General features: G+C 62.9%; 23 protein-coding genes and 2 tRNA genes. 5 read left to right on the top strand and 20 right to left on the bottom strand.

Annotated features, from left to right (window positions below; translation table 11 throughout):
- Positions 1–21 precede the first annotated feature (21 nt).
- From pstA to recJ, 8 genes are all read right to left on the bottom strand, one after another.
- On the bottom strand, positions 22–1272 hold the full coding sequence (gene pstA, locus ACZ1G8_RS01065; RefSeq protein ID WP_472680010.1) for a phosphate ABC transporter permease PstA: 1251 nt from the start codon (positions 1270–1272) through the stop codon (positions 22–24).
- Positions 1265–2650, bottom strand: a complete 1386-nt coding sequence (pstC, locus tag ACZ1G8_RS01060) for a phosphate ABC transporter permease subunit PstC (protein ID WP_472680009.1) — start codon at positions 2648–2650, stop codon at positions 1265–1267. Before pstC ends, pstA begins: the two co-directional genes overlap by 8 nt.
- 21 nt (positions 2651–2671) lie before the next feature.
- On the bottom strand, positions 2672–3718 hold the full coding sequence (locus ACZ1G8_RS01055; protein WP_472680008.1) for a substrate-binding domain-containing protein: 1047 nt from the start codon (positions 3716–3718) through the stop codon (positions 2672–2674).
- Positions 3719–3845: 127 nt separating this feature from the next.
- The gene (locus ACZ1G8_RS01050; protein ID WP_472680007.1) at positions 3846–5201 is read right to left on the bottom strand and encodes a porin; all 1356 of its coding nucleotides are present in this window, start codon (positions 5199–5201) and stop codon (positions 3846–3848) included.
- Between the two features lie 131 nt (positions 5202–5332).
- Complete coding sequence (locus tag ACZ1G8_RS01045; RefSeq protein WP_472680006.1) at positions 5333–6511, bottom strand: ATP-binding protein; 1179 nt, start codon at positions 6509–6511, stop codon at positions 5333–5335.
- A gap of 68 nt (positions 6512–6579) precedes the next feature.
- Positions 6580–6654, bottom strand: a tRNA-Glu gene (locus tag ACZ1G8_RS01040).
- Positions 6655–6702: 48 nt separating this feature from the next.
- Positions 6703–6777 (bottom strand) — tRNA-Glu (locus ACZ1G8_RS01035).
- Positions 6778–6861: 84 nt separating this feature from the next.
- A complete protein-coding gene (gene recJ / locus ACZ1G8_RS01030; protein WP_472680005.1) occupies positions 6862–8646 on the bottom strand; it encodes a single-stranded-DNA-specific exonuclease RecJ in 1785 nt (594 codons plus the stop codon).
- An 83-nt stretch (positions 8647–8729) separates the two neighbouring features.
- Between recJ and ACZ1G8_RS01025 the strand changes: the two genes are divergently transcribed.
- The 3 genes from ACZ1G8_RS01025 to ACZ1G8_RS01015 all read left to right on the top strand — a co-directional run bounded on the left by ACZ1G8_RS01025 (position 8730) and on the right by ACZ1G8_RS01015 (position 10660).
- Positions 8730–9215: a flavodoxin family protein gene (locus ACZ1G8_RS01025; RefSeq protein WP_472680004.1), complete on the top strand. Its 486-nt coding sequence runs from the start codon at positions 8730–8732 to the stop codon at positions 9213–9215.
- A gap of 158 nt (positions 9216–9373) precedes the next feature.
- Positions 9374–10126 (top strand): hypothetical protein, encoded by a 753-nt coding sequence (locus tag ACZ1G8_RS01020; RefSeq protein ID WP_472680003.1) that lies wholly within the window; start codon positions 9374–9376, stop codon positions 10124–10126.
- A gap of 117 nt (positions 10127–10243) precedes the next feature.
- Positions 10244–10660: an AHH domain-containing protein gene (locus ACZ1G8_RS01015; RefSeq protein WP_472681282.1), complete on the top strand. Its 417-nt coding sequence runs from the start codon at positions 10244–10246 to the stop codon at positions 10658–10660.
- A 39-nt stretch (positions 10661–10699) separates the two neighbouring features.
- Here the strand turns inward: ACZ1G8_RS01015 and ACZ1G8_RS01010 are convergent, their stop codons facing one another.
- Both ACZ1G8_RS01010 and ACZ1G8_RS01005 read right to left on the bottom strand, forming a co-directional pair.
- Positions 10700–11626: an NAD(P)H-dependent flavin oxidoreductase gene (locus tag ACZ1G8_RS01010; RefSeq protein ID WP_472680002.1), complete on the bottom strand. Its 927-nt coding sequence runs from the start codon at positions 11624–11626 to the stop codon at positions 10700–10702.
- A gap of 81 nt (positions 11627–11707) precedes the next feature.
- Positions 11708–12772 carry an amidohydrolase family protein gene (locus ACZ1G8_RS01005; protein ID WP_472680001.1) on the bottom strand — a complete coding sequence of 355 codons (1065 nt, stop codon included), beginning with the start codon at positions 12770–12772 and terminating at the stop codon, positions 11708–11710.
- Positions 12773–12965: 193 nt separating this feature from the next.
- Here ACZ1G8_RS01005 and ACZ1G8_RS01000 point away from each other — a divergent pair, with 193 nt between their 5' ends.
- Positions 12966–13805: a M28 family metallopeptidase gene (locus ACZ1G8_RS01000; protein ID WP_472680000.1), complete on the top strand. Its 840-nt coding sequence runs from the start codon at positions 12966–12968 to the stop codon at positions 13803–13805.
- Between the two features lie 5 nt (positions 13806–13810).
- Here the strand turns inward: ACZ1G8_RS01000 and ACZ1G8_RS00995 are convergent, their stop codons facing one another.
- From ACZ1G8_RS00995 to miaA, 10 genes are all read right to left on the bottom strand, one after another.
- Positions 13811–14626: a hypothetical protein gene (locus ACZ1G8_RS00995; protein WP_472679999.1), complete on the bottom strand. Its 816-nt coding sequence runs from the start codon at positions 14624–14626 to the stop codon at positions 13811–13813.
- 87 nt (positions 14627–14713) lie between these two features.
- Positions 14714–16399 (bottom strand): 2-isopropylmalate synthase, encoded by a 1686-nt coding sequence (gene leuA / locus ACZ1G8_RS00990; protein WP_472679998.1) that lies wholly within the window; start codon positions 16397–16399, stop codon positions 14714–14716.
- A gap of 179 nt (positions 16400–16578) precedes the next feature.
- Positions 16579–17727 carry an alpha-hydroxy acid oxidase gene (locus tag ACZ1G8_RS00985; protein WP_472679997.1) on the bottom strand — a complete coding sequence of 383 codons (1149 nt, stop codon included), beginning with the start codon at positions 17725–17727 and terminating at the stop codon, positions 16579–16581.
- On the bottom strand, positions 17724–18332 hold the full coding sequence (locus ACZ1G8_RS00980; protein WP_472679996.1) for a DUF4329 domain-containing protein: 609 nt from the start codon (positions 18330–18332) through the stop codon (positions 17724–17726). Before ACZ1G8_RS00980 ends, ACZ1G8_RS00985 begins: the two co-directional genes overlap by 4 nt.
- Positions 18329–18982 carry a DUF6151 family protein gene (locus ACZ1G8_RS00975; protein WP_472679995.1) on the bottom strand — a complete coding sequence of 218 codons (654 nt, stop codon included), beginning with the start codon at positions 18980–18982 and terminating at the stop codon, positions 18329–18331. Before ACZ1G8_RS00975 ends, ACZ1G8_RS00980 begins: the two co-directional genes overlap by 4 nt.
- 29 nt (positions 18983–19011) lie before the next feature.
- Complete coding sequence (gene ilvC / locus ACZ1G8_RS00970) at positions 19012–20046, bottom strand: ketol-acid reductoisomerase (protein ID WP_472679994.1); 1035 nt, start codon at positions 20044–20046, stop codon at positions 19012–19014.
- 12 nt (positions 20047–20058) lie between these two features.
- Complete coding sequence (ilvN, locus tag ACZ1G8_RS00965) at positions 20059–20592, bottom strand: acetolactate synthase small subunit (protein WP_222404567.1); 534 nt, start codon at positions 20590–20592, stop codon at positions 20059–20061.
- Entirely contained in the window at positions 20571–20870 is a 300-nt protein-coding gene (locus ACZ1G8_RS00960; protein ID WP_472679993.1) for a hypothetical protein, read from the bottom strand. The genes ilvN and ACZ1G8_RS00960 overlap by 22 nt, the downstream gene beginning before the upstream one ends.
- A complete protein-coding gene (ilvB, locus tag ACZ1G8_RS00955; RefSeq protein WP_472679992.1) occupies positions 20870–22618 on the bottom strand; it encodes a biosynthetic-type acetolactate synthase large subunit in 1749 nt (582 codons plus the stop codon). Before ilvB ends, ACZ1G8_RS00960 begins: the two co-directional genes overlap by 1 nt.
- A gap of 95 nt (positions 22619–22713) precedes the next feature.
- Positions 22714–23667, bottom strand: a complete 954-nt coding sequence (gene miaA / locus ACZ1G8_RS00950; protein ID WP_472679991.1) for a tRNA (adenosine(37)-N6)-dimethylallyltransferase MiaA — start codon at positions 23665–23667, stop codon at positions 22714–22716.
- On the opposite strand from miaA, the gene serB reads away from it, so the two are divergent.
- On the top strand, positions 23660–24544 hold the full coding sequence (serB, locus tag ACZ1G8_RS00945; RefSeq protein ID WP_472679990.1) for a phosphoserine phosphatase SerB: 885 nt from the start codon (positions 23660–23662) through the stop codon (positions 24542–24544). The two genes, miaA and serB, sit on opposite strands and share 8 nt — an antisense overlap.
- Positions 24545–24577 lie beyond the last annotated feature (33 nt).

Raw genomic sequence — 24577 nt, 5'->3', positions numbered from 1 at the left:
CAAGGTTTTCGTGAACTACAGTCACCACTTTTTCTCGAACTTGTTGCGCAGGTATATGGCGAGGCCATTCATCACGAGGAGGAAGGCCAATAGCACGATGATAGCAGCGCTCGTGCGTTCCACGAAGCCGCGGTCGATCTCATCGGACCACAGGAAGATCTGCATCGGCAATACGGTAGCCGGGGCAGTGAAGCTATCGGGCGGCGATGCCACAAATGCACGCATGCCGATCATCAACAGCGGAGCGGTTTCACCGAGCGCGCGGGCCATGCCGATGATGGTCCCGGTCAGGATACCAGGCAGCGCGAGCGGCAGGACATGGTGGAACACCACCTGCACGGGGCTTGCGCCAATGGCGAGGGCACCGTCGCGAATGCTCGGCGGGACAGCCTTGATGGCGTTGCGTCCGGCGATGACGATGACCGGCATCGTCATCAAGGCCAGCGTCATACCGCCGATCAGCGGGGCCGATCGATAGCTCGGGAAGATCGTCAGGAACACCGCGAGGCCGAGAAGGCCGAAGATGATCGAAGGCACCGCTGCAAGGTTGTTGATCGACAGTTCGATCAGGTCGGTCCACTTGTTCTTGGGCGCATACTCTTCAAGGTAGAGCGCCGCGAGGACACCGATCGGGAATGCCAGTGCCAGCGTCACGATCATCGTCAGGATCGAGCCCATGAGCGCACCCCAGATACCGACCTCCTGGGGATTGGTCGCGTCCGCACGGGTGAAGAAGCCGCCGTCGAAGTTCTTTTCGAGCTTACCTTCGGAAGCGAGCTGCGCGGCAAGATCGCGCATGTCCTGCGATCCCTCGCCGGCATAGCCGGAGGCGAGGTCTGCGCTTGCGGGCAGCCAGAATGTCGCCTGCCGCTCGAGAATGCCCGGATCTTCCGCAATCTCTGCAGCGACCTCGCGCCACGCCTGGCTACTGATTTCCCCGGCACCTTTGTCACCAAGCGATTCCGAGGCGAAGTAGTCGACCACGTCCGGAAGACCCTGCGATTCGAGAGAGCGAACGCCTTCTTGGGTGCCCATCAGGGCGGGGTCGGCGGAGATACCGGCCTGGGTAAAGTCGATCTGCACTTCGACTTCGGCGCGCTGGAAGCCGCCAATGCCGTTGAGCGTCATCGACCCGAGCAGGTAGATGAGCACGGCGATCGAGAACACGATCGCGCCAAGGCCGATGGCCTTGAACCGCTTCTCGGCTGCGTAACGCTTCTTGAGCCGCGCTTCGAAAGCGGGCGTGCGCGTGGGGGCGATATGCTCACTCATAAGCTTCGCGGAACCTTTTCACGACGCGCAAGGCGATGAAGTTGAGCCCGAGGGTGACGAGGAACAGCACGAAGCCCAGCGCAAATGCGCTCAGCGTCGCTGGATGGTCGAAGCTGCCTTCACCGGTCAGCATCTTGACGATCTGGACCGTCACCGTGGTCATTCGGTCGAGCGGGTTGGCGCTCAGGTTTGCCGCAGTCGAGGCAGCCATCACCACGATCATGGTTTCGCCAATCGCGCGGCTGATTGCGAGCATGATGCCGGCAACGATGCCGGGAAGGGCGGCCGGGATCAGGACGCGGCGGATGGTCTCGTTGGTGGTCGCACCCATGGCGAGGCTGCCATCGCGCATCGCCTGCGGAACGGCTGCAATGCTGTCGTCGGCCATGGAAGATACGAACGGAATGATCATCACACCCATGATGAGACCCGCCGCGAGAGCGCTTTCGCTCGAAGCATTCGAGATACCGAGCGAGATGGCGAAATCGCGGATCGCGGGAGCAATCGTAAGAGCGGCGAAATAGCCGTAGACCACAGTCGGAACACCGGCGAGGATTTCGAGTGCAGGCTTCACCCATGCACGAATGCGCGGATTGGCATATTGCGTAAGGTAGATCGCGCTCATCAGGCCGAGCGGGATCGCAACGATCATCGCGATGATCGCGCCGATGAACAGCGTGCCCCAGAACAGCGGAACGGCGCCATAACGGCTGGCATCCGGATTTTCCGGATTGGCCATCGGGTCCGGACCCCAGTGGGTACCGAACAGGAAGTCGATGGGCGATACCATGCCGAAGAAGCGGATCGTTTCGAACACGAGGCTTGCAAAGATGCCGAGCGTGGTGAGGATCGCGACAAGCGAGGCGGCGAGGAGGATCGACATGACGATCTTTTCCACGCGGTTGCGTGCCGCGAAATCGGGCTTCAACCGCAGGAAGCTGTACACGCCGCCGAGGAAGGCGATGAGCAGCGTCGTGATGATGCCGATCCAGTTGTAGCGGCTTATAGCTTGGCGATAGGGTTCGACGAACTCGCTGGCGAGCGGGTTGAAGACGCCCTGGGCCGCGCCCGTGGCGACAGCGCGAGCCTCGTTGAGGATCGTCTGGCGCTGGAATCCGAATTCGGGAAGCTGGTCCGCTGCCGGACTAGCCAGCACCGACTGCGTAACGAGGCCGGGCGCGATGGCACTCCAGGCCCCGATGAAGATTAGGACGGGCAAAACGATCCACAGCGCGACATACCAAGCGTGATATGTGGGAAGGCTCGCGAGCCGCCCGTCGGGGCTCGCGCGCCTGAAGGTCCATGCACGCGCACGAGCCGCCAACCATCCGGCGAGCCCGAGCCCGAGGGCCAGGAGGAGCAGAATGGTCAGCGACATCGTGAGTGCATGTAATCCCTATTAGAGCTCGGAGCCGTCGAGCGTGTCGTAGTTGGTCGCGGCCGAAAGAGCGCGCTCCCTTACGTCGTCGGGGTTGGCAACGAGGCCGATCTTGGCGAGTTCGCCGTCACGGTCCCACATCTTCGTCCACTGGCCGAGGAATTCCTTGAGGCCGGGGATGGCATCGAGGTGGGCCTTCTTGACGTAAACGTAGAGCGGACGGGCGCCCGGGTATTCGAAGTTGGCGATGTTTTCGTAGGTCGGAGCAACACCGTTCATGTTGAGGCCCTGCACCTTGTCGGCATTTTCCTCAAGATAGGAGTAGCCAAAGATTCCCACAGCGTTCGGGTTGCCTTCGATCTTCTGGACGATGAGGTTGTCCTGCTCGCCCTGGTCGACATAGCGGCCGTCGCTGCGAACTTCGGTGCAGATCTGGTCGTAGCGGTCTTCGTCGCTTTCCTTGAGCGCGCTCATGTCTTCGTTGGTCTTACAACCGGCTTCGAGGATCAGCTCCTTGAGAGCGTCGCGGGTGCCCGAGGTGCTCGGCGGACCGTAAACGAGGATCGGCTGGTTCGGGAGCGAGGGATCGACGTCCGACCAGGTTTCGTTGGTCTGCTCACCGCCGTAGGGCGAAGCGGCCAGCGCTTCGTAAACCATCTTCGGCGTCAGGTTCATGGTGATGCCGCCCTGTGCCGAAGCCAGCGCGATACCGTCGAGGCCAACCTGGATCTCGATGATCTCGGTGACGCCGTTCTCCTGGCAGTCAGCGAATTCGCTGGCCTTCATGCGGCGCGATGCGCCCGAGATGTCAGGGGTTTCGGGGCCGATGCCGGCGCAGAACAGCTTCATGCCGCCGCCAGTGCCGGTCGATTCGATGATCGGCGACTTGAAGTCGGGGTTCGAGCGGGCGAAGGTTTCGGAAACCGACTTGGCGAACGGATAAACAGTCGACGAGCCGACGGCCTTGATCTGGTCGCGGGCAGCGCCGCCACCAGCTTCGTTGCCGCCGCAAGCGGCGAGAGCCAGGGCCGAAGCGGTGGCGATTGCGAATTTGAAAGTCTTGGTCATGAGTAAGTACCCCTTAGGTGTCCACTAGCCGCGCAGAAGCGCGAAATTGTTACGTGTTGACGACAAGAGTGTGACTTTCGCTATGGGGCCGCACGAATCTTCTGGCGGCCCCATAACGGCATTCAGATCAGAAATCGACCTGCGCGCGAATTCCGAAGGCATCCACACCGTAATCGGTGTCGCCGGTCGCCGACGGCAAGACTGCGTCCGTGTAGTCCATCCGGCCGTAGTTGATGCCGAACAGAGTGTGTGATGCGGGCTTCCAGATCAGCGAGGCTTGGTAGCCGTTCTGCACGCCGCCGAGGATGCCGGCATCGTTCAGATCGAGGTGATCGTATCGGATGTTGACCTGCACCGAGCCGATGCCGCCGTCACCCAGCGGGTTTTCCGGCTTCACGCGGTCGAACTTGCCGCCCTTGTAGCCGCGGCTGTCGCCCTTGGTGAGGAAGTAGCCAGCTTCGACATAGCCGCCGAAGAAGGTCGGATTGTCGGCTGCCATCGGCATGTCGACGCTCTGCCAGTATCCCTCGGCCGAGGCGTGGAACGGGCCGGAAATTACTGCCGCTTCGAGACCGGCACCGAACTCGCTGTCGGCATCGAGTCGATCGGTATTCACAAAACGCGTCGAGGTGAAGTGGACGAACGGACGCTGGCGATAGCGAACGGTCGCGTCATCCTGGCCGAGATCGTTGTAGTGAAGCGAACCACCGAAATGCAGTTGGGTGTCGCCCATCTTCGGCATCAGCACCACGCGGCCGTCGATGCTGCGGTTGTCGGTACCGGTGTCGGCGAAGTTGTCGGTGAAGACACCGGCTTGGCCGAGGAAGATACCGCTCGAATAAGTGACCGAGGCACCGATGCGGCGCTCGAAACCGAACGCGTCGGTGAAGGCTGCACGCTCGATGAAGCTCGAGTGCAGCGAGCTGGTCAGCTCCTCCAGCGACTGGAAGGTGTTGTGCTGGCCGATCGCGATTTCGGCATTGCCGGTCTCGTAGGAGAAATACGCATCGTTGACGTCGATTTCGTCGCCGGCGAGGTCGAATTCGAACTTGTAGCCGAAGCCGCCGGGAAGGTCGCCCGAAGCGCCGAGACGAGCACGGCGGACTTCATTGCCGAAACCATCATCAGCGCCGGCCGATTCGGGTGCGCCGATCGTGCCCGCATCGAACATGAAGCGACCACGGGGCTTGAAGCTCCAACCGTCCTTCTTCTCGAGCTCTGCAACAGGATCGGGAGCAGGCGCGGGCTTTGCGGCTGCTTCGGTGTTTGCCGCGATGACTGCGTCCTGCGCTTCGTTCTCTGCCTTGGTGGCGGCAAGCTCGCCTTCGAGCTGGTCGATACGCGACACGAGAGCCTGAAGCTGGGCGCGCATTTCCGCGAGCTCTTCCTCGGCGGTAGGAGCAGCATCTTGCGCGAAAACAGGAGTAGCGATGGTGCAGCTCAGGGCCGCTGCGACTACCGAGAGCCGGAATGCGGATTTCATGTGTCGAGATCCTTTACAGAGTTACGATCCGGAGACGCGGATATGACGGCTCTGTTACAGCTATGTGACGCATTGCGACGGAATTACGTTGCGCACCGCCAACGCGCTGATTTCACGAATGTATAATAAAATTACTCGTCCTGGTCGGCGAGCGGGAGCGTGACCTTGACCCTCGTTCCTTCGCCCACCGTGCTTTCGATCGCGAGCCTGCCGCGATGGCGCTCGACGATATGTTTCACGATGGCGAGGCCGAGACCCGTACCGCCCGAAGCGCGGCTGCGGCCGGGATCGGTGCGATAGAAGCGACGGGTCAGGTGGGGCAGGTGTTCTGGCGGAATTCCTTCGCCCCGATCCTGCACCGACAATAGGACACGCTTGCCGCCCTGTGGCTGGAGACGGATCGTCACCTGCTGGTCGGCAGCCCCGTATTTGAGGCCGTTGTCGACGAGGTTACGAACCAACTGCTCCAGCTGCTGGGCATCGCCCGTGACCGAGAAATCGCCATGCGATTCGATGTCAAGGCGGTCCGCGCGGTTTCCCGCCGCGTCGCGCGCCGCACGGTCGACCAGTTTGGAAAAGTCGATAGTCTCGTCGGGGAGGTCGTGCTTCTCGGCCTCGATGCGCGACAACGACATGAGGTCGCTGATCAGCTGCTGCAGCCGCTGCCCTTCCTTCTGGATCGTCCCGAGGAACTTGTCGGCCATCTTGGGATCGAGATCATCCACGTCTTCGCGCAGCGTCTCGACGTAACCGAGAATCGATGCGAGCGGCGTGCGCAGCTCGTGACTCGCATTGGCGACGAAATCGGTGTGAGCCCGGCTGATGTCCGCTTCCGCGGTCCGGTTGACGAATTCGATGATGGCGAGCCCGCCATCCATCTTCTTGCGCGCGATCCGCCAGATATCGCGGCGCCGGGCAATCCCGCGGATAACCGCGACACCATCCTCACCGCTTTCGAGTAGGCGCACGGCTTCAGGCTGGCGCAGCGCCATCCTGACGTCCTGTCCGAGGATATGCGCGCCCAGGAGGCGGCGCGCGGCAAGGTTGGCGATGATCACGCGTCCCGCATCGGTGACGATGACGGGGGCTTCGGAATGCTCGAACAGGTCGCCCATCGTGTCACGCGAGATGACACCGTTACCGTTCTTCTCCGCGGGCGGCGGCGGTGCAGCGCCGACGAGCCAAAGGGAACCCGCCCAGACCAGCAACATCAGGAGAATCGGCAATACCGGCATGCCAAGGACCATGAGCCCGATGGCCGTCGCGATCGCCAGGGCAAAGCCGTGCCAGGGGAAGGGGCGCTCGCTCATTGCGCAAACGCGCTTAGCGAGGCGACGGGTGCCGCGCTAGTGCAGTGATCAAATTGTCATGCAAGAAGTGGTGACCCGTACGGGAATCGAACCCGTGTTTCAGCCGTGAAAGGGCCGCGTCCTAACCGCTAGACGAACGGGCCACACGAAGTGGCGCTTTGCGCGGATTGCGAATGCAATAACGCCACCGATGGTGACCCGTACGGGAATCGAACCCGTGTTTCAGCCGTGAAAGGGCCGCGTCCTAACCGCTAGACGAACGGGCCACACCCCATGCGGGGTCGGTGGCGTGGCGGCGCAATTAGGCGTGGTCGCCGGAAGCGTCAACCCTCCAATTCGCCATTTTGCGATCAATCGGCGAAAGCGGCGTCTTCCAGATGGAGTTCGGCCTGCGGACGGCTGCCCCAGTCGTCGATCTTGACGCGGCCCGCGAGCCACAGCCTGCGCCCGCGCGAGGAATGGAGCAGCGCTTGCCCCATGTCGCTGTCGGCTGCGCGGAAAGCGATGCCCTTGAAGCTCTTGCCGTCGTCTCCGCTCGCAATGATGCGCACGTGGTCGGTGCCGACGATATCGCATTTGACGAGGCGTACCGGCCCCACCGCCACACGCGGGCCGGGCCAGCCGACGCCGTAGGGTCCGCCGCCGTCCAATGCGTTGACGAGGTCAGGTGTCAGCCCGCCCGGGGCAACTGCAAGGTCGAGCAGCATCTCGCGGTTCGCATCAGCCCGCGCGACAGCGCCTTCCAGATGCGCATCGAGCCAGTCGGAAAAGGCGTCGAGGCGGTCTTCGGCAACGGTCAGTCCGGCTGCCATCGCGTGCCCGCCGCCCTTAACCAGCAGTCCCTCTTCGCGTGCACGGATGATCGCAGCACCAAGGTCGACGCCCGGGATGGACCGGCCCGAACCCTTGCCTTCGCCATGCTCGTCGAGGGCGATGACCAGCGAGGGCTTGCCCGTCTTCTCCTTGATACGTCCGGCGACGATGCCGATCACGCCAGGATGCCAGCCGCGCGCCGCAACGACATGGACCGCGCGATTGTGCTGTGCCGCCAGCTGGTCTTCGGCCGCTTGCTGGACCTCGGCTTCGATCGCACGGCGTTCTTCGTTGAGCGCGGAGAGCTGAGCCGCAATCGCGGCGGCTTCTTCCGGATCCTCGGTCGTGAGCAGCCTGACACCCAGCGTCGATTCGCCGACACGTCCGCCGGCGTTGATGCGAGGGCCGAGCGCGAATCCGAGGTCCGAACATATCGGTGCGCGCTTGAGCCGACTTGCATCGATCAGGGCCGCCATCCCAATATTGTCGCGCCGCCCCATGACTTTGAGACCTTGCGCGACGAATGCGCGGTTGAGACCATGCAGCGCAGCCACGTCGGCAACCGTGCCGAGCGCCACCAGGTCGAGCAGGGCCATGAGGTTGGGCTCCTTGCGCGAGGCGAAGTAGTCCTGTGCCCGCAGGGTCCTCACCAAGGCTATGCCAAGCAGGAAGGCGACGCCCACTGCCGCCAGGTGCCCGTGAGCGGCAGCAAGATCGTTCTCGTCGAGCCGGTTCGGATTGACCAGCGCGGCAGCGCGAGGGAGCTCCGGCGAGCACTTGTGATGGTCGACAACGATGACATCGATGCCCGCGTCGCTCGCCATGGCCAGGGCTTCGTGGGCCATGGCGCCGCAATCGACAGTCACGATCAGGCTGGAGCCCGTCTCCCCGAGTTTGACCAGCGCTTCGCCGGAAGGACCGTACCCCTCGAGCAGCCGGTCGGGAATGTAGTATTCAGCCTCGACGCCGAGTTCCCGCAGCAGGCGAATGAGGAGCGCGGAGCTTGTGGCTCCGTCGACGTCGTAGTCGCCGTAGACGGTGATCTTCTCGCCCGTCAGGACAGCCTGTGCGATCCGGTCGGCGGCCGCATCCATGTCGTTGAATTCGGAAGGATCAGGCAGGAATTCGCGTAATGTCGGCGATAGATGCCGCTGGACGTCTTCCGGCGCCACGCCGCGTGCGAGCAGCAATTGCCGTACGATGCCTTCATCATTGCCGAAATGTCCCTGGCCCAGGTCCATATTGCCGCCGCGCCAGCGCCATGCGCGGCCGGTCATCGATTGCGAAACACCATAGACGTGGGGAAGGGCGGAGGTTGCCATCGGATGATACTACAGCGCCTTGTTACGCTGCGACAAGCGCATCGACGTTGACAATCGACAGCCGCTTGCGATGAACGCGGGCGATGGCAACACGCAAACTCCTCATTGCATGGCACAGCCGAACGGGCGCGAGCGAGGCACTTGCGCGGGCAGCGGCACAGGGCGCGGGAGAAGGTTGCCTGCTCAAGGCAGCTGATGATGTCGAACCCGAGGATGCGCTGTCTTGTGACGGCTATCTTTTCGTCTGCCCCGAAAATCTCGCCGCCATGAGCGGGATGATGAAGGAGATGTTCGACCGCCTCTACTACCCCGTCCTCGGCCGGATCGAGGGGAGGGCCTATGCGACGATCATTGCCGCAGGTTCGGATGGTGAGGGTGCACAGCGCCAGATCGACCGTATCGCCAAGGGTTGGCGCCTCAAGCGCGTCGCCGAGCAAGTAATTGTTCCGATGCACGCCCAAACTCCGGAGGAAATTCTCGCGGAAAAGACTGTGCCGGAAGACTGGCTATCCGAAGCGAGGGACATGGGTGCGGCCCTTGCCGAAGGTCTAGAAAGCGGAATTTTCTGAACAAATTCAGGTCCGAAACGGATATTTCTTGTCGAAGCAGACTCGACGAATGCATGGGAGTGCGGCAAGTTCATTTGCCAAGGGGGGACATCGGTTAGGTGATGGAGCAAGCATCTTGGGATGGCGAAGAGACTGGCTCTACCGGTCCGCCCCAGGGGTTGTTCCTTCTCTTCGAAGAAGGTCGCAGGCCGGAGCGAACGCAGGTCCATTCCGCGATCGCCGATATCTCAGGCGTCTCTGTCAGCCATGATCCATCGCTGAAAGGTCAGCGGGGTAACGAAAAGGCCGAGAACATTGATCCCCGGCGTTCCGGCGACTGGCTCGAACTGCTCCAGTGGGGCATCACTTTCGATCTTCTCGGCATGGGCCCTGGACCGGGAGTGGCCGTTCCGGATGTCGCCTATCGTTTCGGCTGTGACGTAGATATCACCGCAGCAGAAGCCATTGCCATCGTGCCCGGACCGCACATTGCAAACGGTGCGTACAGTCTGCCGATTGTGCGGGCTATGCTCGACCTCGGGGCGGGGCTGGCGCAGGGGCTGGAAGGTGTTCTCGCGGTGATCTGGTCTCCGGCCCGTTCCGCCATGGGAGTGGCGGTTTTTGCCCGCTCGATCGAAAGCTGGCTCGGCGGCGGTGCCTTTCCCTCGCTCGGCCTTGCAGGCTTCGCTCTGACTGATGACGGTTCCATGGCGAGCGAGGGGCTGGCCCACTTTACCGGACAGGAGCTTTTGCTGGACAGCAGCCTCGCTGCCGATCCCGTGGCCGCGACCAGGCTCGGGGCGAGGATTATTCACGACCTCGTCGCAAGTGGCCGGCTCGATAAGCCCCGCGAATTCGAGACGCAGGAAGGAACGCTGGTGAAGCTTTCACCTGGCGCTTCCGGCGAAACAATCGAGGTGTCGCCGATGTAGGCGTGTTTGGGGTTGCAGGGGGGCATCTTACACTTGTCCGGCCGCGAGCGGCTGGCCTTTCGTGCGGTCAATCGCCGCAATGCTCCCGGCTACCAGCCACATCTCCAGAGGCACCACCTGCTCCCTTGCCAGCTCCTGCACAGGCGATGCTTTGGTGCGATGTTCGAGGAAGTCGGCAAGGCGCGGATCGGGTTCGACGATTTCAGGCGCAATGGAATGCTCCTGCCCGCGCGCGAGGATGCGGCGATGCGCATGGCCTTACCGCTCCACCGGGGACCGCACCGCGAATACAACGCCATGGTTATCGAGCGGGTGGGTCATATCGAGAGTTGCTGGGCACGCGGCCGAGTCCGTGACAGCGAAAGCGCGGGTACCGAGGCGCTCATGCGGCTGGGATTGCTGCAGACGGCATTGCGCCGCCGCCTGTTGGACGAGGCCCGCCCGTTCCTTTTGAGCCGCAAGGACCCGGCTGCGCGCGAAGTCGACTTCTCGGACCTCGACGCGCTTGCCGAGGAGCTCTGGAGGGCGACCTAGGCGGTAGCCTCGGCCAGCGCGGCCTTTGCCGCTTCGTATTCATCCTGAAGGCGCGCAACCATGTCTTCGACCGGGCCGACCTTCTTGACCGTGCCGATGCCTTGGCCCGAACCCCAGATGTCCTTCCATGCCTTGGCCTTGGTGTTGCCGCCGCTGCCGAAGTTCATCTTCGACGGATCGCTTTCGGGCAGGTTTTCCGGGTCGAGACCTGCATTCTCGATGCTCGAGCGCAGGTAGTTGCCGTGCACGCCGGTGAAGAGATTGGAGTAGACGATCTCCGTCGGCGCTGCCTTCGACGATGCCCTGCTTGTACCCCTCGACGGCATTGGCCTCTTCGGTCGCGATCCAGGGGGAACCGATATATGCGAAGTCCGCGCCCAGCGCCTGTGCGGCGAGGATGGAACGGCCATGCGCGATCGAGCCCGAGAGCGCGACCAACCCGTCGAACCACTCTCGGATTTCCTGCATCAGCGCGAAGGGGCTCAGCGTACCGGCGTGGCCGCCTGCGCCTGCCGCGACCGGGATGAGGCCGTCGGCACCCTTTTCGATAGCCTTGTGCGCGAAGCGGTTGTTGATCACGTCGTGCATGGTGATGCCGCCCCAGCCGCGCACCGCGTCGAAGATCTCTTCACGCGCACCCAGAGAGGTGATCACCAGCGGCACCTGCCACTTTGCGCAGGTCGCCATATCGGCCTCGATGCGGTCGTTCGAACGGTGGACGATCTGGTTGACTGCGAAAGGTGCTGCGGGATTGTCCGGATTGTCGCGGTTGTGCGCGGCCAATTCCTCGGTGATCCGATGGAGCCATTCGTCGAGCTCGCTCTGCGGGCGGGCGTTCAGGGCGGGGAAGCTGCCGACGATGCCTGCCTTGCACTGCGCGATGACCAGCTCGGGTCCCGACACAATGAACAGCGGCGAGCCGATGACGGGGATGCGCAGTTTGTCGAAGGGTGCGGGCAGGCTCATGGGCAAAGGGCTCCTCTCACTTTTGGTGGCAGCGGCGTATGGCGCGTGTGCGCGCTTGTCGAGGGTGACGTTACGTAAGGGTCAGCTTGCCGGAAGCACGTGCTCAACGCCGTAGACCCGAGCGGCGGTGCCGGCGAACAGTGCGTGTTTCTCGTCCGCGGAATGCGAGGCTGCGAGCCGTTTGAATGCGTTCCACAACACCTCGTAACTCGCGCCCCAACGGTCGACCGGATAGTTCGATTCGAACATGGCGCGCTCCGCTCCGAAGCTTTCGATGCAGGTCTCGACATAAGGCCGCCAGAGGCCCGCAAGGTGCTCGGATGAGTGGCCATTCATCGGGCCATCCTCGGGCAGGCCGCAGAATGCCATGGCCAGGCCGCCAAGCTTCACATGCACGTTCTCGCATTCTGCCAGCGCGTGGATCGAGTGGCGCCAGCGGTCGAAATTCTCGTGCAGCTTGCCGCGATAGCTCGCGATATTGAGCGGGGTTCCGCAATGGTCGAGCACGATCGTCTGGTCCGGAAAAGCCTTGGCGAGGTCGAGCACATCGCCGAGTTGCGGTTCGAGCAGCCAGGCATCGAAGGTTAGCCCGTGCTTTGCGTAAGCGGCAAAGCCTTCGCGAAAGGCGTCCGATTTGTAGAGACCTTCGGGCGCGTGGAAGGGAGGTCCGAGAACCTCCGGATCGGCATCCCATGCTGCCGCGTGGCGGATGCCGCGGAATCGCCCGTTGCCCGCTGCAACCAGCGCCTCGATCACCGGCTTGACCTTGTCGCCAAGCGTCAAGTCCGCGTGGCCCACGATGCCTGCACAGGGGCGATAGTCGCCGTAGAGGCCGCTCGCGCCTTGTGCTGCGACACCGTTCACGAACTCGACTTCGCCGACGGTCTTCAATTCTTCACCGCGGCTGGCATCGTAGAATGCGCCGCATTCCATGAAGACGGTGCCGACGATGTTGTGGCCGCCTTCGAGCCCGCCGCGCGTGTCCTGCTGCAACTCGTCGAAGGTGTAGTAGGCCGCACCCACGATCGCTTCGATGAAGTCATGCCGCGGTTCGGGAAATGCAGGCAGCATCGGGCGCAGGTCCCACAGGTGGTGGTGCGGATCGATGATCGGCAGATCGGGTTCGAGTATCGCTTCGCTGGTCATGCTGTCTCTCCCCTCAGCGCATGTTGGACGGAAGTAGGAACGGCGCTGCTGGTCACTACAGGCTGGAACATGTGGAACACGGTCCTGGCAACAAATCCTGCAGTGCCCCAGGTCCTTTCCGTTTCCCCCAATCGTGAAGTGTTTGCTTGCGCGTTCATTGCGTCTGCCTAGTGTGAAGCACGGGGAGTAGGAAATGACAACGATCCGCGAGATTCTCGGAAGGTGCATGGCGTGCCTGCTCGTGCTCGCCCTGTCGGCCTCCGCCTATGCCAGCGACCCGGGCATCCTTGTCGGGGAGCGGGCGAGCGCGGAGCAGAGGGCCGAGGCAGCCGACACGCTCATGGCGCAGCTGAACCGTGTCGGGATCGAAGGCAGGCGCATGGCGTACGACCTTGGCGCCATCCGCAGGGAAGAGGGCAGCATCCTCGATCGCAGGGGCATCAACATCGTCGCCAAGGTGGACGCGACCGTGAAGGATGCGCAAACCATCGTGATCGGCGCCCATTACGATACGGTCGCCGGTAGCCCCGGCGCGGACGACAATGCGAGCGGAGCATACGCCGTCCTAAGGCTGGCGGAACGGGTGGCGGAGATGCCCCGGCGCAAGCACCATGTGGTCTTCGTCTGGTTCGACCAGGAGGAAGTGGGTCTCGTGGGAAGCCGCGTCTTTGCCAAGAGCTGGAAGCGCAGCGGCGAGACCCTGCACTCGATGCACAATATCGACATGATCGGTTTCGACGGGAACGGTGACGGGCGTTTCGATCTCGATGTTCCCGATGGCGAATTGGCGGAAGTCTACCTCGCCGAGGCAGACAGGCTGGGCATTCCGATTGCGCGCGACACATTCAACGGATCGGACCATGCGAGTTTCAGGAGGCTGGGATTTCTCGCCGTCTGCCTTTCGCAGGACTTTTCGAACAAGGACACCAATCCCGACTGGCACCGCCACACGGATGTCGAGATCGACCGCGTTTACATGGAAAGCGGAATCGACCTTGTCTCGGGTGTGATGAAGCGACTGCTCGTGCCCTGACAGGGTCAGGCTGTCGATGATCCCTTGCCGCCCTCGTTCCAGAGAATGCGTTCGATCTTGTCGGTATCGATGTCGACGCCACCGGTATTGACCGAAAGGAAGATCTTGCCGCGCTGGATTTCGCGTTCGTAGAGGGTCGCAGAGACCCCGTCGACATCAGCATCGGTCAACATCTTCGCGACTGCGCCGCCTGTCGCACCGATCGCGCTGCTGACAGCCGCGACGGAGGGGATGGCCTGCGAAGCCATTGCTCCTGCAACCGCGACCGGGCCGATCCCGGGGATCACGAGGATGGCGACACCCAGTACCGCACCGGCGAGGCCCGCGCCGGCAATGGCTCCAGCGATACCCGGGGGCGAGTGCCCTTCGATCGGCTCGTACTTCTCGGCGAGGTATTCGCTTGCTCGCCAGACCATCGAGATCGCGTCTTCCGGAACACCCTCGATCGTTAGCCTGCCGACGGCCTTGCGGGCCGTTTCCTGTTTCTCGAAGACCGCCGTCACGACATGTTCGCGGGAGCGGTGCATGTCCTCAACCGCTTCGGAGAAAGCCTTTGCGAAGCGCGAGCGGTCGCGCTCGCTGCGGAAGCTGACGCGCAGGCCCGCAGATCGGTGGAGCTTCTTGACGCTGGGTGTCCTTACCTCGCCGAAAAGCGTGCGTAGCAGCATCTCGACCGTGGTCCGGCGCAGCGGCTGGTCGGTGCCGCGGTTGATCCATTCCAGCTCGATCGGGCGAGGGTGCGCCTCGTCCATGTAGTAAAGCGCAGGCAGTTCTTCTGCCTTCACCACGAACGCGTGAACGGTTGCCCCTTCTTGCCCCATGCGAGGACAAATACATCATAATTAACCAATTGCCAAAAAAGGATAGATTCGCCGCTCTTCAGCGCCGCATTGCTTCGCTTGTCTTGCTCACTCGCTAAATGCGATGGCCGAATTGGCAGCGCTGAGGACGGCACGCACGCTGGCCGTCGCGACGTCTTCGTCGATACCTACGCCCCAGATCGTCCGACCGTCGGGCATGCGGCATTCGAGATAGGCAGCAGCCCGGCTGTCCCTTCCGGTCGACAGGGCATGTTCGGTATAGTCCAAGATTTCGAGACTGAGGCCGAAGCTTTGCTCGATCGTGGACAGCACGCTGGAGATCAGGCCGTTGCCACGTCCCGATACGCTCTGTTCCTGCCCCTGAACGGCGATGGTGCCGCTGAACAGGCGCGTTCCGTCGGTGGCGCGGCGTTCCTCGTAATCGACCAGCTGGAAGTGTTTGTCCTCGGTCTGAACGTGATAGGCGGCCTTGAAGGCTTCCCATATGTCCAAGGCATTGAGTTCGCGTCCCACCTCGTCCGCCATGCGCTGCACGTGCGGGCTGAAGTCGGCTTGCATCTTCTTGGGCAGCTTGAGGCCCTGGTCCTGTTCGAGCACCCATGCGAAGCCGCCCTTGCCGGACTGCGAATTGACGCGGATGACCGCCTCGTAGCTGCGGCCGAGATCGGCGGGGTCGATCGGCAGGTAGGGCACGCGCCAGTGCGGGTCGTTTTGCACCTCGTGCGCGGAAAAGCCCTTCTTGATCGCGTCCTGATGGCTGCCCGAAAAGGCCGTGTAGACCAGCTCGCCGCCATAGGGGTGGCGCTGGTGGACGGGCAGTTCGTTGCAATATTCGACCGTCTCGATCACGCGGTCGATGTCGGAGAAGTCCAGCTTCGGATCGACGCCCTGCGTGTACATGTTCAGCGCCATGGTCACGAGGCAGCAATTGCCCGTACGCTCGCCATTGCCGAACAGGCAGCCCTCGACGCGGTCCGCGCCTGCCATGAGCGCGAGCTCGGCTGCTGCCACGCCGGTGCCACGGTCGTTGTGGGTGTGAAGCGAGATCACCGCGCTATCGCGATTGGGCAGGTTGCGGATGAAGTATTCGACCTGATCAGCGTAGATATTGGGCGTCGCCGCCTCGACCGTCGCCGGCAGGTTGAAGATGATCGGGTGCTCGGGCGTGGGAGCCAGCACTTCCATCACAGCCTCGCAGACCTCGAGGCTGAAATCGAGTTCGGCGGTCGAGAATGTCTCGGGCGAATATTCGAAATGCCAACAGGTATGGGGCTGCTTCGCCGCCTCGTCACGCATGACCTTGGCGCCGTGGACCGCGATGTCGCGCACCTGGCCCTTGGTCATGCCGAAGACGACCTCGCGCCATGCCGGGCTGACAGCATTATAGAGGTGGACGATGGCCGCGCGTGCGCCGGTCAGGCTCTTGAAGCTGGTGCGGATCAGGTCTTCGCGGCTCTGCGTGAGGACCTGCACCATCACATCATCTGGGATGCGGCCCGACTGCACGAGGCCGGAAATGAAATCGAACTCGGTCGCGCCAGCGCTGGGGAAGCCGACCTCGATCTCCTTCACGCCGATCTCGACCAGCAGGTCGAAAAAGCGGTTTTTCTTGTGCGCATCCATCGGGTCGACGATCGCCTGGTTGCCGTCGCGAAGGTCGGTCGAGAGCCAGCGGGGCGGAGCGGTGATCGTACGTGTGGGCCATTGCCGGTCGGTCAGTGGGACCTGCGGGAAAGGCGAATATTTGGCGCTCGGGTCGGAGAGCATGGGCATTTCTGGAGTACTCGTATCGGTGGCTGCTGGTCGGGTTTGGTCCCTTGGGTGCGAGGCGCACCCTATTGGCACGCCAAGGTCACGCCCAAGGGCGGGTAAGTCGCAGAATTAGTCCGATGCGGGTCATGTCATGCTGCATTGCGCAATATTGCAGCCAGTTCAAGCGGGACTTTGCATAATTACCGGAAGCGCAAGCGTTCCCGGTTCAATTGTTGCACGCTGGTGACGCCCATGAGGCGCATCGAGCGCTCGATCTCTTCTTTGAGGATGCTTAGGGCGCGTTCGACGCCTTCCTGGCCTGCAGCGGCTAGAGCGTAGAGGTAGAGCCGGCCGCCGGAGGCCGCCGTGGCGCCCGTGGCGAGGCTTTTGATCACATGCGTTCCGCGCCGCACACCGCCGTCGAGAATGATCTCGATCTCGCCGCCCACCTCGTCGACGATCTCTTTCAGCTGGTCGAAAGGCGCGCGGCTGCCGTCCAGTTGCCTGCCGCCATGGTTCGAGATCCAGATCGCATCGGCACCGATATCGACCGCGCGGCGGGCGTCAGCCACACTCATCACGCCCTTTAGGGCGAATGTGCCGCCCCAGTCCTGCCGGATGCGCGCGGCGGTATCCCAGTCCATCCCGGTGTCGAGCATGGTGTTGAAATATTCCTGGATGCTCACTGCCTTGCCCGAGCCTTCGGCCACGTAGCTGTCGAGATTGGGCAGGCGGAACTTCGGTCCGAAGACATAGTCCAGCGTCCAGCGCGGCCGGGTTGCGTAGCTCCAGAGCGAACTGGCTGAGAAACGCGGCGGGGTGGTGAAACCCGAACGCAGGCAGCGCTCTCGCTTGCCCGAAACGATCGTGTCCACTGTGAGAGCCAACGCGTCGAAGTCGGCGGCCTTGCAGCGCTCGATCATGCTGGCGTTCAGCCCCTTGTCCTTGTGAACGTAGAGCTGGAACAGCTTGGGCGCGCTGGTCAGCGCAGCGATCTCCTCGATCGAATGGGTTGCGAGGCTGGAGATGCCGAACCAAACGCCGAACTTCTCTGCCGCCTGGGCCACGGCCCGCTCGCCATCGCGGTGGAAGGCGCGTTGCAGCGCGGTGGGGCTGAGCATCAGGGGAAGCTCGCTGCGACAGCCCATGATCGTGCAGCTGGTGTCGATGGTCTCCACGCCCGCGAGCACGTCGGGCACGAGATCTACCTCGTCGAAGGCGCTGGTGTTGCGTGCCTTGGTCAGCTCGTCGTCCGCCGCACCGTCGATATAGTCGAACACCGGCCAAGGGAGCCGCGCCTTCGCCAGCTTCCTGAAATCGTCGATATTGTGACAGTCGCTCAGCTTCATGGACCACTCGTACCGAAGATCGCGTTCAATTCACCCATCGTATAGCGCCGCGCGATGTTGCTGCGCGCGCCCGTGCTACGTTTGAATTGAGTATAGCGCGGATCGGTTTCGAGGCAGCCTTCGCCGCAAAGCAGCTCGGTCGCCTCTTCCTGCCACTGGTTGTGCCAGATGCGTCCGCCGGGCGTGCCGACGAAACCGTCGATGCGCGCGTCGATGTCGGTGGCGAGATCGAGGCTGGAGGGGATTTCGGAAGCATATTGCGTGTCGAAACCGCCGTGCGAATGGAAGCTGGCAACCACGTGATTGCCGAGCGGGACGCCCCAATCGAGCGCGCAGGCCGCGCGTTCGCCGGGATAGATGGTCGAGGTCTGGAGATTGCCCTGCTCGTCCTCGAAGATCACGCCGCAATACTCCTGGTTGTTGCGGATCGAGCGTGTCTGGATGTCCGCAAGCGTTTCGCGCGCATAGTCGGTCAGCTCGGAGGTGCTGACGATCCGTTCGCGTGCTTCGGGGCGGCCCTGTGTCAGCATGTTGAGCATCACCACCGCAAAAGCGACAGCGCAGAGCCCGTAGAGTAGTTTGTTGCGATCCATTTTACCCGTCATTCGATCAGGCATGGAGCCTCCGCAGAGGCTTGTCGATGGCCTTGCCAGCTTCCTGCAGCGGCGGCCCGTTCCTCGGCACTCACCCTTCGCGGTTTCGCCAGCGGCTCGCGCGTCTCGGGATCGAACAATGGCGACTTCTTCCAGCCGCCGAAGAACGTATCCTTGAACAGGCGCGGGATGAAACCGAGTGCGAGCTTGAACTGCGAGACCGGCCTGACATCTTCGAGCGGCGGCACAGCCTCTTGCGCGAGGAAATCGCCCTTGGAGGGGCCCAAAGCCGCATCGACCTTCGCCCGATCGAATGCGGAGGTGTTGACGCTAAGAAACGCAGGTTTTGCCTTGGGCAGAGTGTTGAACAGCGGCGTGTTGCAGCAGGTCGAATACCAGCGCATCGTCGGCTTGTCGGTCATGTGAAGCGTCGCAAGGAGCTCCGCGCCCTCGATAATTTCGAGCTTGGCCACGCGCGTCTGGTAGACCGCGTTTCCGCCGTTGGCATCGAGCAATTCCGCCCGCCCGATCACTCGCACGAAGTCGCGGCAGTCCGAGCAATAGCAGGTCAGCCGGTCGCCTTCACCGGGACCGACATCGTGCAGGACCGCGCGGAAATTGCCGCAGGTGCAGCTGAAGGGAAGGTCTGAAGTCGCACCCATGAGAAATCTCCCGTGGGCGCGACTTTAACTCAGTTCTTGTCCTTGTCGACCAGCTTGTTGGCGCCGATCCAGGGCATCATGGCGCGAAGCTGCGCGCCGGTCTTCTCGATCGGGTGCGCGGCAGCGGCCTTGCGGCTGGCCTTGAGTTCGGGCTGGCCGGCCTGGTTGTCGAGCACGAAGTCCTTCACGAAGCGGCCCGACTGGATGTCTTTCAAGACGCGGCCCATTTCGGCCTTGGTCTCTTCGGTGATGATGCGTGGGCCGGTCTTGATGTCACCGTACTCGGCGGTGTTCGAGATCGAGTAACGCATGTTGGCGATGCCGCCTTCATAGAGCAGGTCGACGATCAGCTTGGTCTCGTGGAGGCACTCGAAATAGGCCATTTCGGGGGCGTATCCGGCCTCGACCAGCGTTTCGAAGCCTGCCTGGATGAGGTGGGTGATACCGCCACACAGCACCGCCTGTTCGCCGAAGAGGTCGGTTTCGCACTCTTCCTTGAAATCGGTTTCGATGATGCCGCTGCGGCCGCCGCCGACGGCGCTGGCGTAGGAGAGGGCGAGCTGCTTGGCGAAGCCATTGCCGCCCGACTGGTTGCTCTCCTGATGGACAGCGATGAGGCAGGGCACGCCGCCGCCCTTGATGTATTCGCCGCGCACGGTGTGACCCGGACCCTTGGGCGCGATCATGATCACGTCGACATCGGCGGGCGGGTCGATCAGGCCGAAGTGGATATTGAGGCCGTGGGCGAAGGCAAGGGCGCTGCCCGGCTTCATCTTGCCGGCGATCTCGCCCGCATAGATCGAAGCCTGATGCTCGTCTGGGGCGAGGATCATGAGCACGTCGGCCCATTCGGCAGCTTCCGACACGGTCTTCACGGTGAAGCCAGCGCCTTCCGCCTTCTTCGCTGTGGCCGAGCCTTCGCGCAGAGCGATGACGACTTCGCCGACGCCGCTATCGCGCAGGTTCTGGGCATGGGCGTGACCCTGGCTGCCATAGCCGACGATGGCGACCTTCTTGTCCTTGATCAGCTGCTGGTCGCAATCGGCATCGTAATAGACTTGCATTGAATTCCTCACTTACTCCGCGGAAGGCCCGCGCATCATACCCACGATCCCCGAGCGGCCGACCTCGACGAGGCCGAGTTCGCGCATCAGGGCGATGAAACTGTCCACCTTGTCGGGCGAGCCCGTTAGCTCGAACACGAAGCTTTCGGTGGTTGTGTCGACGACATTGGCGCGGAAAAGCTCCGCGATGCGTAGCGCCTCGACGCGCGCGTCTCCTTTTCCGGCGACCTTCACCAGTGCCAGCTCGCGCTCGACATGCGCGCCGCTTTCGGTGAGGTCGATCACGCGGTGCACGGGCACCAGCCGTTCGAGCTGGGCGCGGATCTGGTCGATCACAGGCTCCGGCCCCTTGGTCACGATGGTGATGCGGCTGATCGCGTGGTCTTCCGAAATGTCGGCCACTGTCAGGCTGTCGATATTGTAGCCGCGCGCGGTGAAAAGGCCGGATATCTTCGCAAGGATACCCGCCTCATTGTCGACAATCACGTTGAGGACGTGTCGTTCGCTCGCTTCCTTTGCGATCTTCACTCGCCGCGATCCTGCCATACGGGGGCGAACATCCGTCCGTCGCCATCGTTTTCGTCGATGAACTGACGACCGCGGCGCACCGCTTCGAAATTCTCGGTCTGGCGGTGGAGGTCGAGGCCTTCGTCGATCAGCAGCCAGGTGCCGTCGCCCTGCTTCTGCGCGACTTCGACGCCGAGGAAGCGCTGGCCGCTGTCTTCAATCCAGTCGAGCACCTTGTCGGCCTCCGCACGCGCGTACCAGTTACGGCGCTGAGCCTTCGCTGCGAGGCTTTCGGGAAGTTCTTTCGAGACAACCATCACACCAATGCCTTTGCTTCATCGTCCATCGTGCCGCCCACCTGGTCGCCGTAGAGCAGCATGTCGGTATGCGCCGCGCCGCTCGGGATCATCGGGAAGCAGTTGGCTTCCTTGGCCACCTGACAATCGACCATGACCGGCCCGTCGTGTGCGAGCATGGCTTCGATACCTGCGTCGAGCTGGCTTTCGTCCTCGATGCGGATGCCTTTCCAGCCGTAGGCTTCGGCGAGCTTCACGAAGTCGGGCAGGCTGTCGGAATAGCTGTTCGAATAGCGGCTTTCATAGGTCAGTTCCTGCCACTGGCGGACCATGCCCATGTATTCGTTGTTGAGGATGAACACCTTCACCGGCAGGCGGAACTGGCTCGCCGTGCCGAGCTCCTGGATATTCATCTGGATGCTCGCTTCGCCCGCGATATCGATGACGAGGCTGTCCGGATTGCCAAGCTGCGCGCCAATGGCTGCGGGCAGGCCGTAACCCATCGTGCCGAGGCCGCCGCTGGTGAGCCACTTGTTCGGACCCATGAAGCCGAAATACTGAGCCGCCCACATCTGGTGCTGGCCGACTTCGGTGGTGATGATAGGATCGCGGTCCTTGGTCATCGCGAACAGCCGTTCGATGCTCTTCTGCGGCATGATCATATCGCTGCGCTCGGGATAGGCGAGGCAGTCGCGTGCCTTCCAGCCGAGGATGCGGGCCTTCCATTCGCTCAAGTCGCGGCCCTTGCGCTCACCCCATCCATGCAGGAGCTGCTCGAGCACGTGTCCGCAATCGCCCACGATGCCGAGATCGACGGGCACGATCTTGTTGATCTGCGCGCGGTCGATATCGATGTGTATCTTCTTGGCCTCGGGCGCGAAGGCATCGAGGCGCCCGGTCACCCGGTCGTCGAAGCGGGCGCCGACGGCCACGATCAGGTCCGCGCGGTTCATCGCCATATTGGCTTCATAGGTGCCGTGCATTCCCAGCATGCCCAGCCAGTCGGGATGGTCGGCAGGAAAAGCACCGAGACCCATCAGGGTGCTGGTGACCGGCGCGCCGGTTGCGTGCTGGAGCTTGCGCAGGAGCTCGCTGGCGCGCGGACCGGCATTGATCACGCCGCCGCCGGTATAGAGAACGGGGCGCTCTGCCGCCGCGAGCATCTCGACTGCTTCGGCGATCTCGTCTGCCGCGCCGACCATGCGCGGCTGGTAACGGTGCGAGGGCAGGGGGGCTTCGTCCCGCTCGCTCCATCCGGCCATCGCAATCTGCACGTCCTTGGGAATGTCGACGACCACGGGGCCGGGGCGACCGGTCGTGGCGATGCGGAAAGCTTCCTCGATCGTGGCGCCCAGCCGCTCGGGGTCCTTCACAAGATAATTGTGCTTCGAGCAGTGACGGGTGAGGCCGACCGTGTCAGCTTCCTGGAAGGCGTCGGTTCCGATCAGGCCCGTGGGGACCTGCCCGGTGATCACCACCATCGGGATCGAATCCATGTAGGCATCGGCAATGCCGGTCACCGCATTGGTCGCACCGGGGCCCGAGGTAACGAGGACGACGCCGGGCTTACCGGTCGCGCGGGCATAGCCTTCCGCCGCATGCGCCGCGCCTGCTTCGTGGCGGACGAGGATATGGCGGATGTCGTCATCGGCAAAGAGTTCGTCATAGATCGGCAGGACCGCGCCACCGGGGTAGCCGAACACAAATTCGACGCCCTGCCGCTTGAGGCACTCGATCAATATGGCAGCTCCGCTGCGCTCTTCCGACACTGTTTCCTCCGCATGTTAGGCACAAATCGGCCCGGCGCTGGGGTCGTAGCGCCGGGCCGACAGGAGCTTCCGTATGCGAAACGAAAAGTGCTCTGTCAACCTGCTTTGCGCAACAATGATACAAAAATATCGTATTCATCGATAGTTTTGTTGTCACTGCGCGGCCACGATCCCGGCGGCTGGTGCCTGAACCAGGTGTACTGTCGCTTGGCGTAGCGACGCGTAGCGGTCTGGCCAGCGACGATGGCTTGATCCCGCGATAGATCGCCTTGGAGCATGCCGGCGATCTCGGGCACGCCGATGGCCCGCATGACTGGCAGGGCAGGGTCCAGATTGCGGGCTAGCAGAGCTTCGACTTCCTCGATCGCGCCGCCATCCATTATCATGAGGAAGCGGCGGTCGCAGCGCTCGTAAAGCCACTCGCGGTCGGGCAGGAGGACAAGCGGATAGAGCGCAACCGCATCGCCGATCCCTCCCGTCTTGTGGGCCTGCCAGTCCTTCAGAGTGCGCCCGGTCGAACGCACGACCTCGAGCGCGCGTGCGGTTCTCGCCGTGTCGGCAGGGGCGAGGCGTGATGCGGCTTCGGGGTCTTCCTTCTCAAGTGCTGCGCGAGCTTCCCCTTGCGAAAGGCTGCGTACTTCCTCGCGCACCTCCGGATCGATGGCGGGCACAGGTGCGATACCTTCGAGCAAGGTGCGCATGTAGAGGCCTGTCCCGCCGCACAGGATGGGCACGGCGTCCTCTTCGTGCAGCGCCACGATCTCGCGCTTCGCAGCTTCCGCCCAATCCGCGGCCGAGCAGGCTTGCGCGCCGTCCCATGCACCGAAAAGGCGGTGCTCGATCCCGCCCATCTCATCTTCGGACGGGCGCGCGGACAGTACGCAAAGATCGGCATAGACCTGCGCGCTGTCGGCATTGAGCACGACCGCGCGTTTCCCCTGCGCTTCCAGCCTTTGTCCCAGCCTGACTGCGAGATCGCTCTTGCCGCTCGCCGTCGGCCCTGCAATGAGCGCGAGTGGTGGCAGATCAGGGGAATTATCGATGCTCATCGCCCGGCTGATAGCAGAGGCGACAGGTCTGGAAACCCGGCTCGATGCGGCGAGTGCCGCGCTCGATGCTGCGGGGATGCCGGTAGCGGCCGCAACCATGCTCGATTTCTGCGGGGACGTGCTGCAGATATCGCTTCCGCATGGCGATGCGAGGCAGGTCGCAGCCATGCTCACCGAGCATTTCGGCAAATGCGACATGCTGGTCGCCGATCACGATATCGAGGTGCCCCGCCTGTTCGTCTCCGACATGGATTCGACCATGATCGGGCAGGAATGCATCGACGAACTGGCCGATTTCGCCGGCATCAAGGACAAGGTTGCCGACATTACCGAGCGCGCGATGCGCGGCGAACTTGAGTTCGAAAGCGCGCTGCGCGAACGCGTGGGCCTGCTGGAAGGTCTGGGTGAGCACGCCATCGATCGCTGCCTTGTGGAGCGTATCGGTCCCGTGGCTGGCGCGCGGACGCTGGTGGAGACGCTCAAGTCGAAGGGTTGCCGAACGGTCCTCGTCACCGGCGGCTTCCATCATTTCGCGGATCGTGTGGCGGAGCAGCTCGGATTCGAACGCGTCGTCGGCAACCGGCTCGCGGTGCTGAACGGGCACCTGACCGGCAAGCTTGCCGGCCCTGTCAGCGACGCCTCCACCAAGCTCGCTACACTCGAAGAGGAGCGTGCGAACTTGGGTGAGGGCGCCCGCGTCCTCGCGACTGGCGACGGCGCAAACGACATCCCGATGATCGAGGCGGCCGACTACGGCATCGCCTATCGCGCCAAGCCCAAGGCCCGCGATGCCGCGAATGGTCGCATCGTCAGCGAGGACCTGACAGCGATCCTTTCGCTCTTTGCCATCCCCAAAAGCGAGTGGGTCGAAGGCTGATCGCGAAGCCTCTGGCGCTTTGGCGAAAGCTTA

It is taken from the genome of Qipengyuania sp. BR81-2 (genome assembly GCF_055693895.1).
The sequence above is the reverse complement of the archived record's forward strand: the minus strand, read 5'-3'. Positions and strand labels throughout refer to the sequence as shown.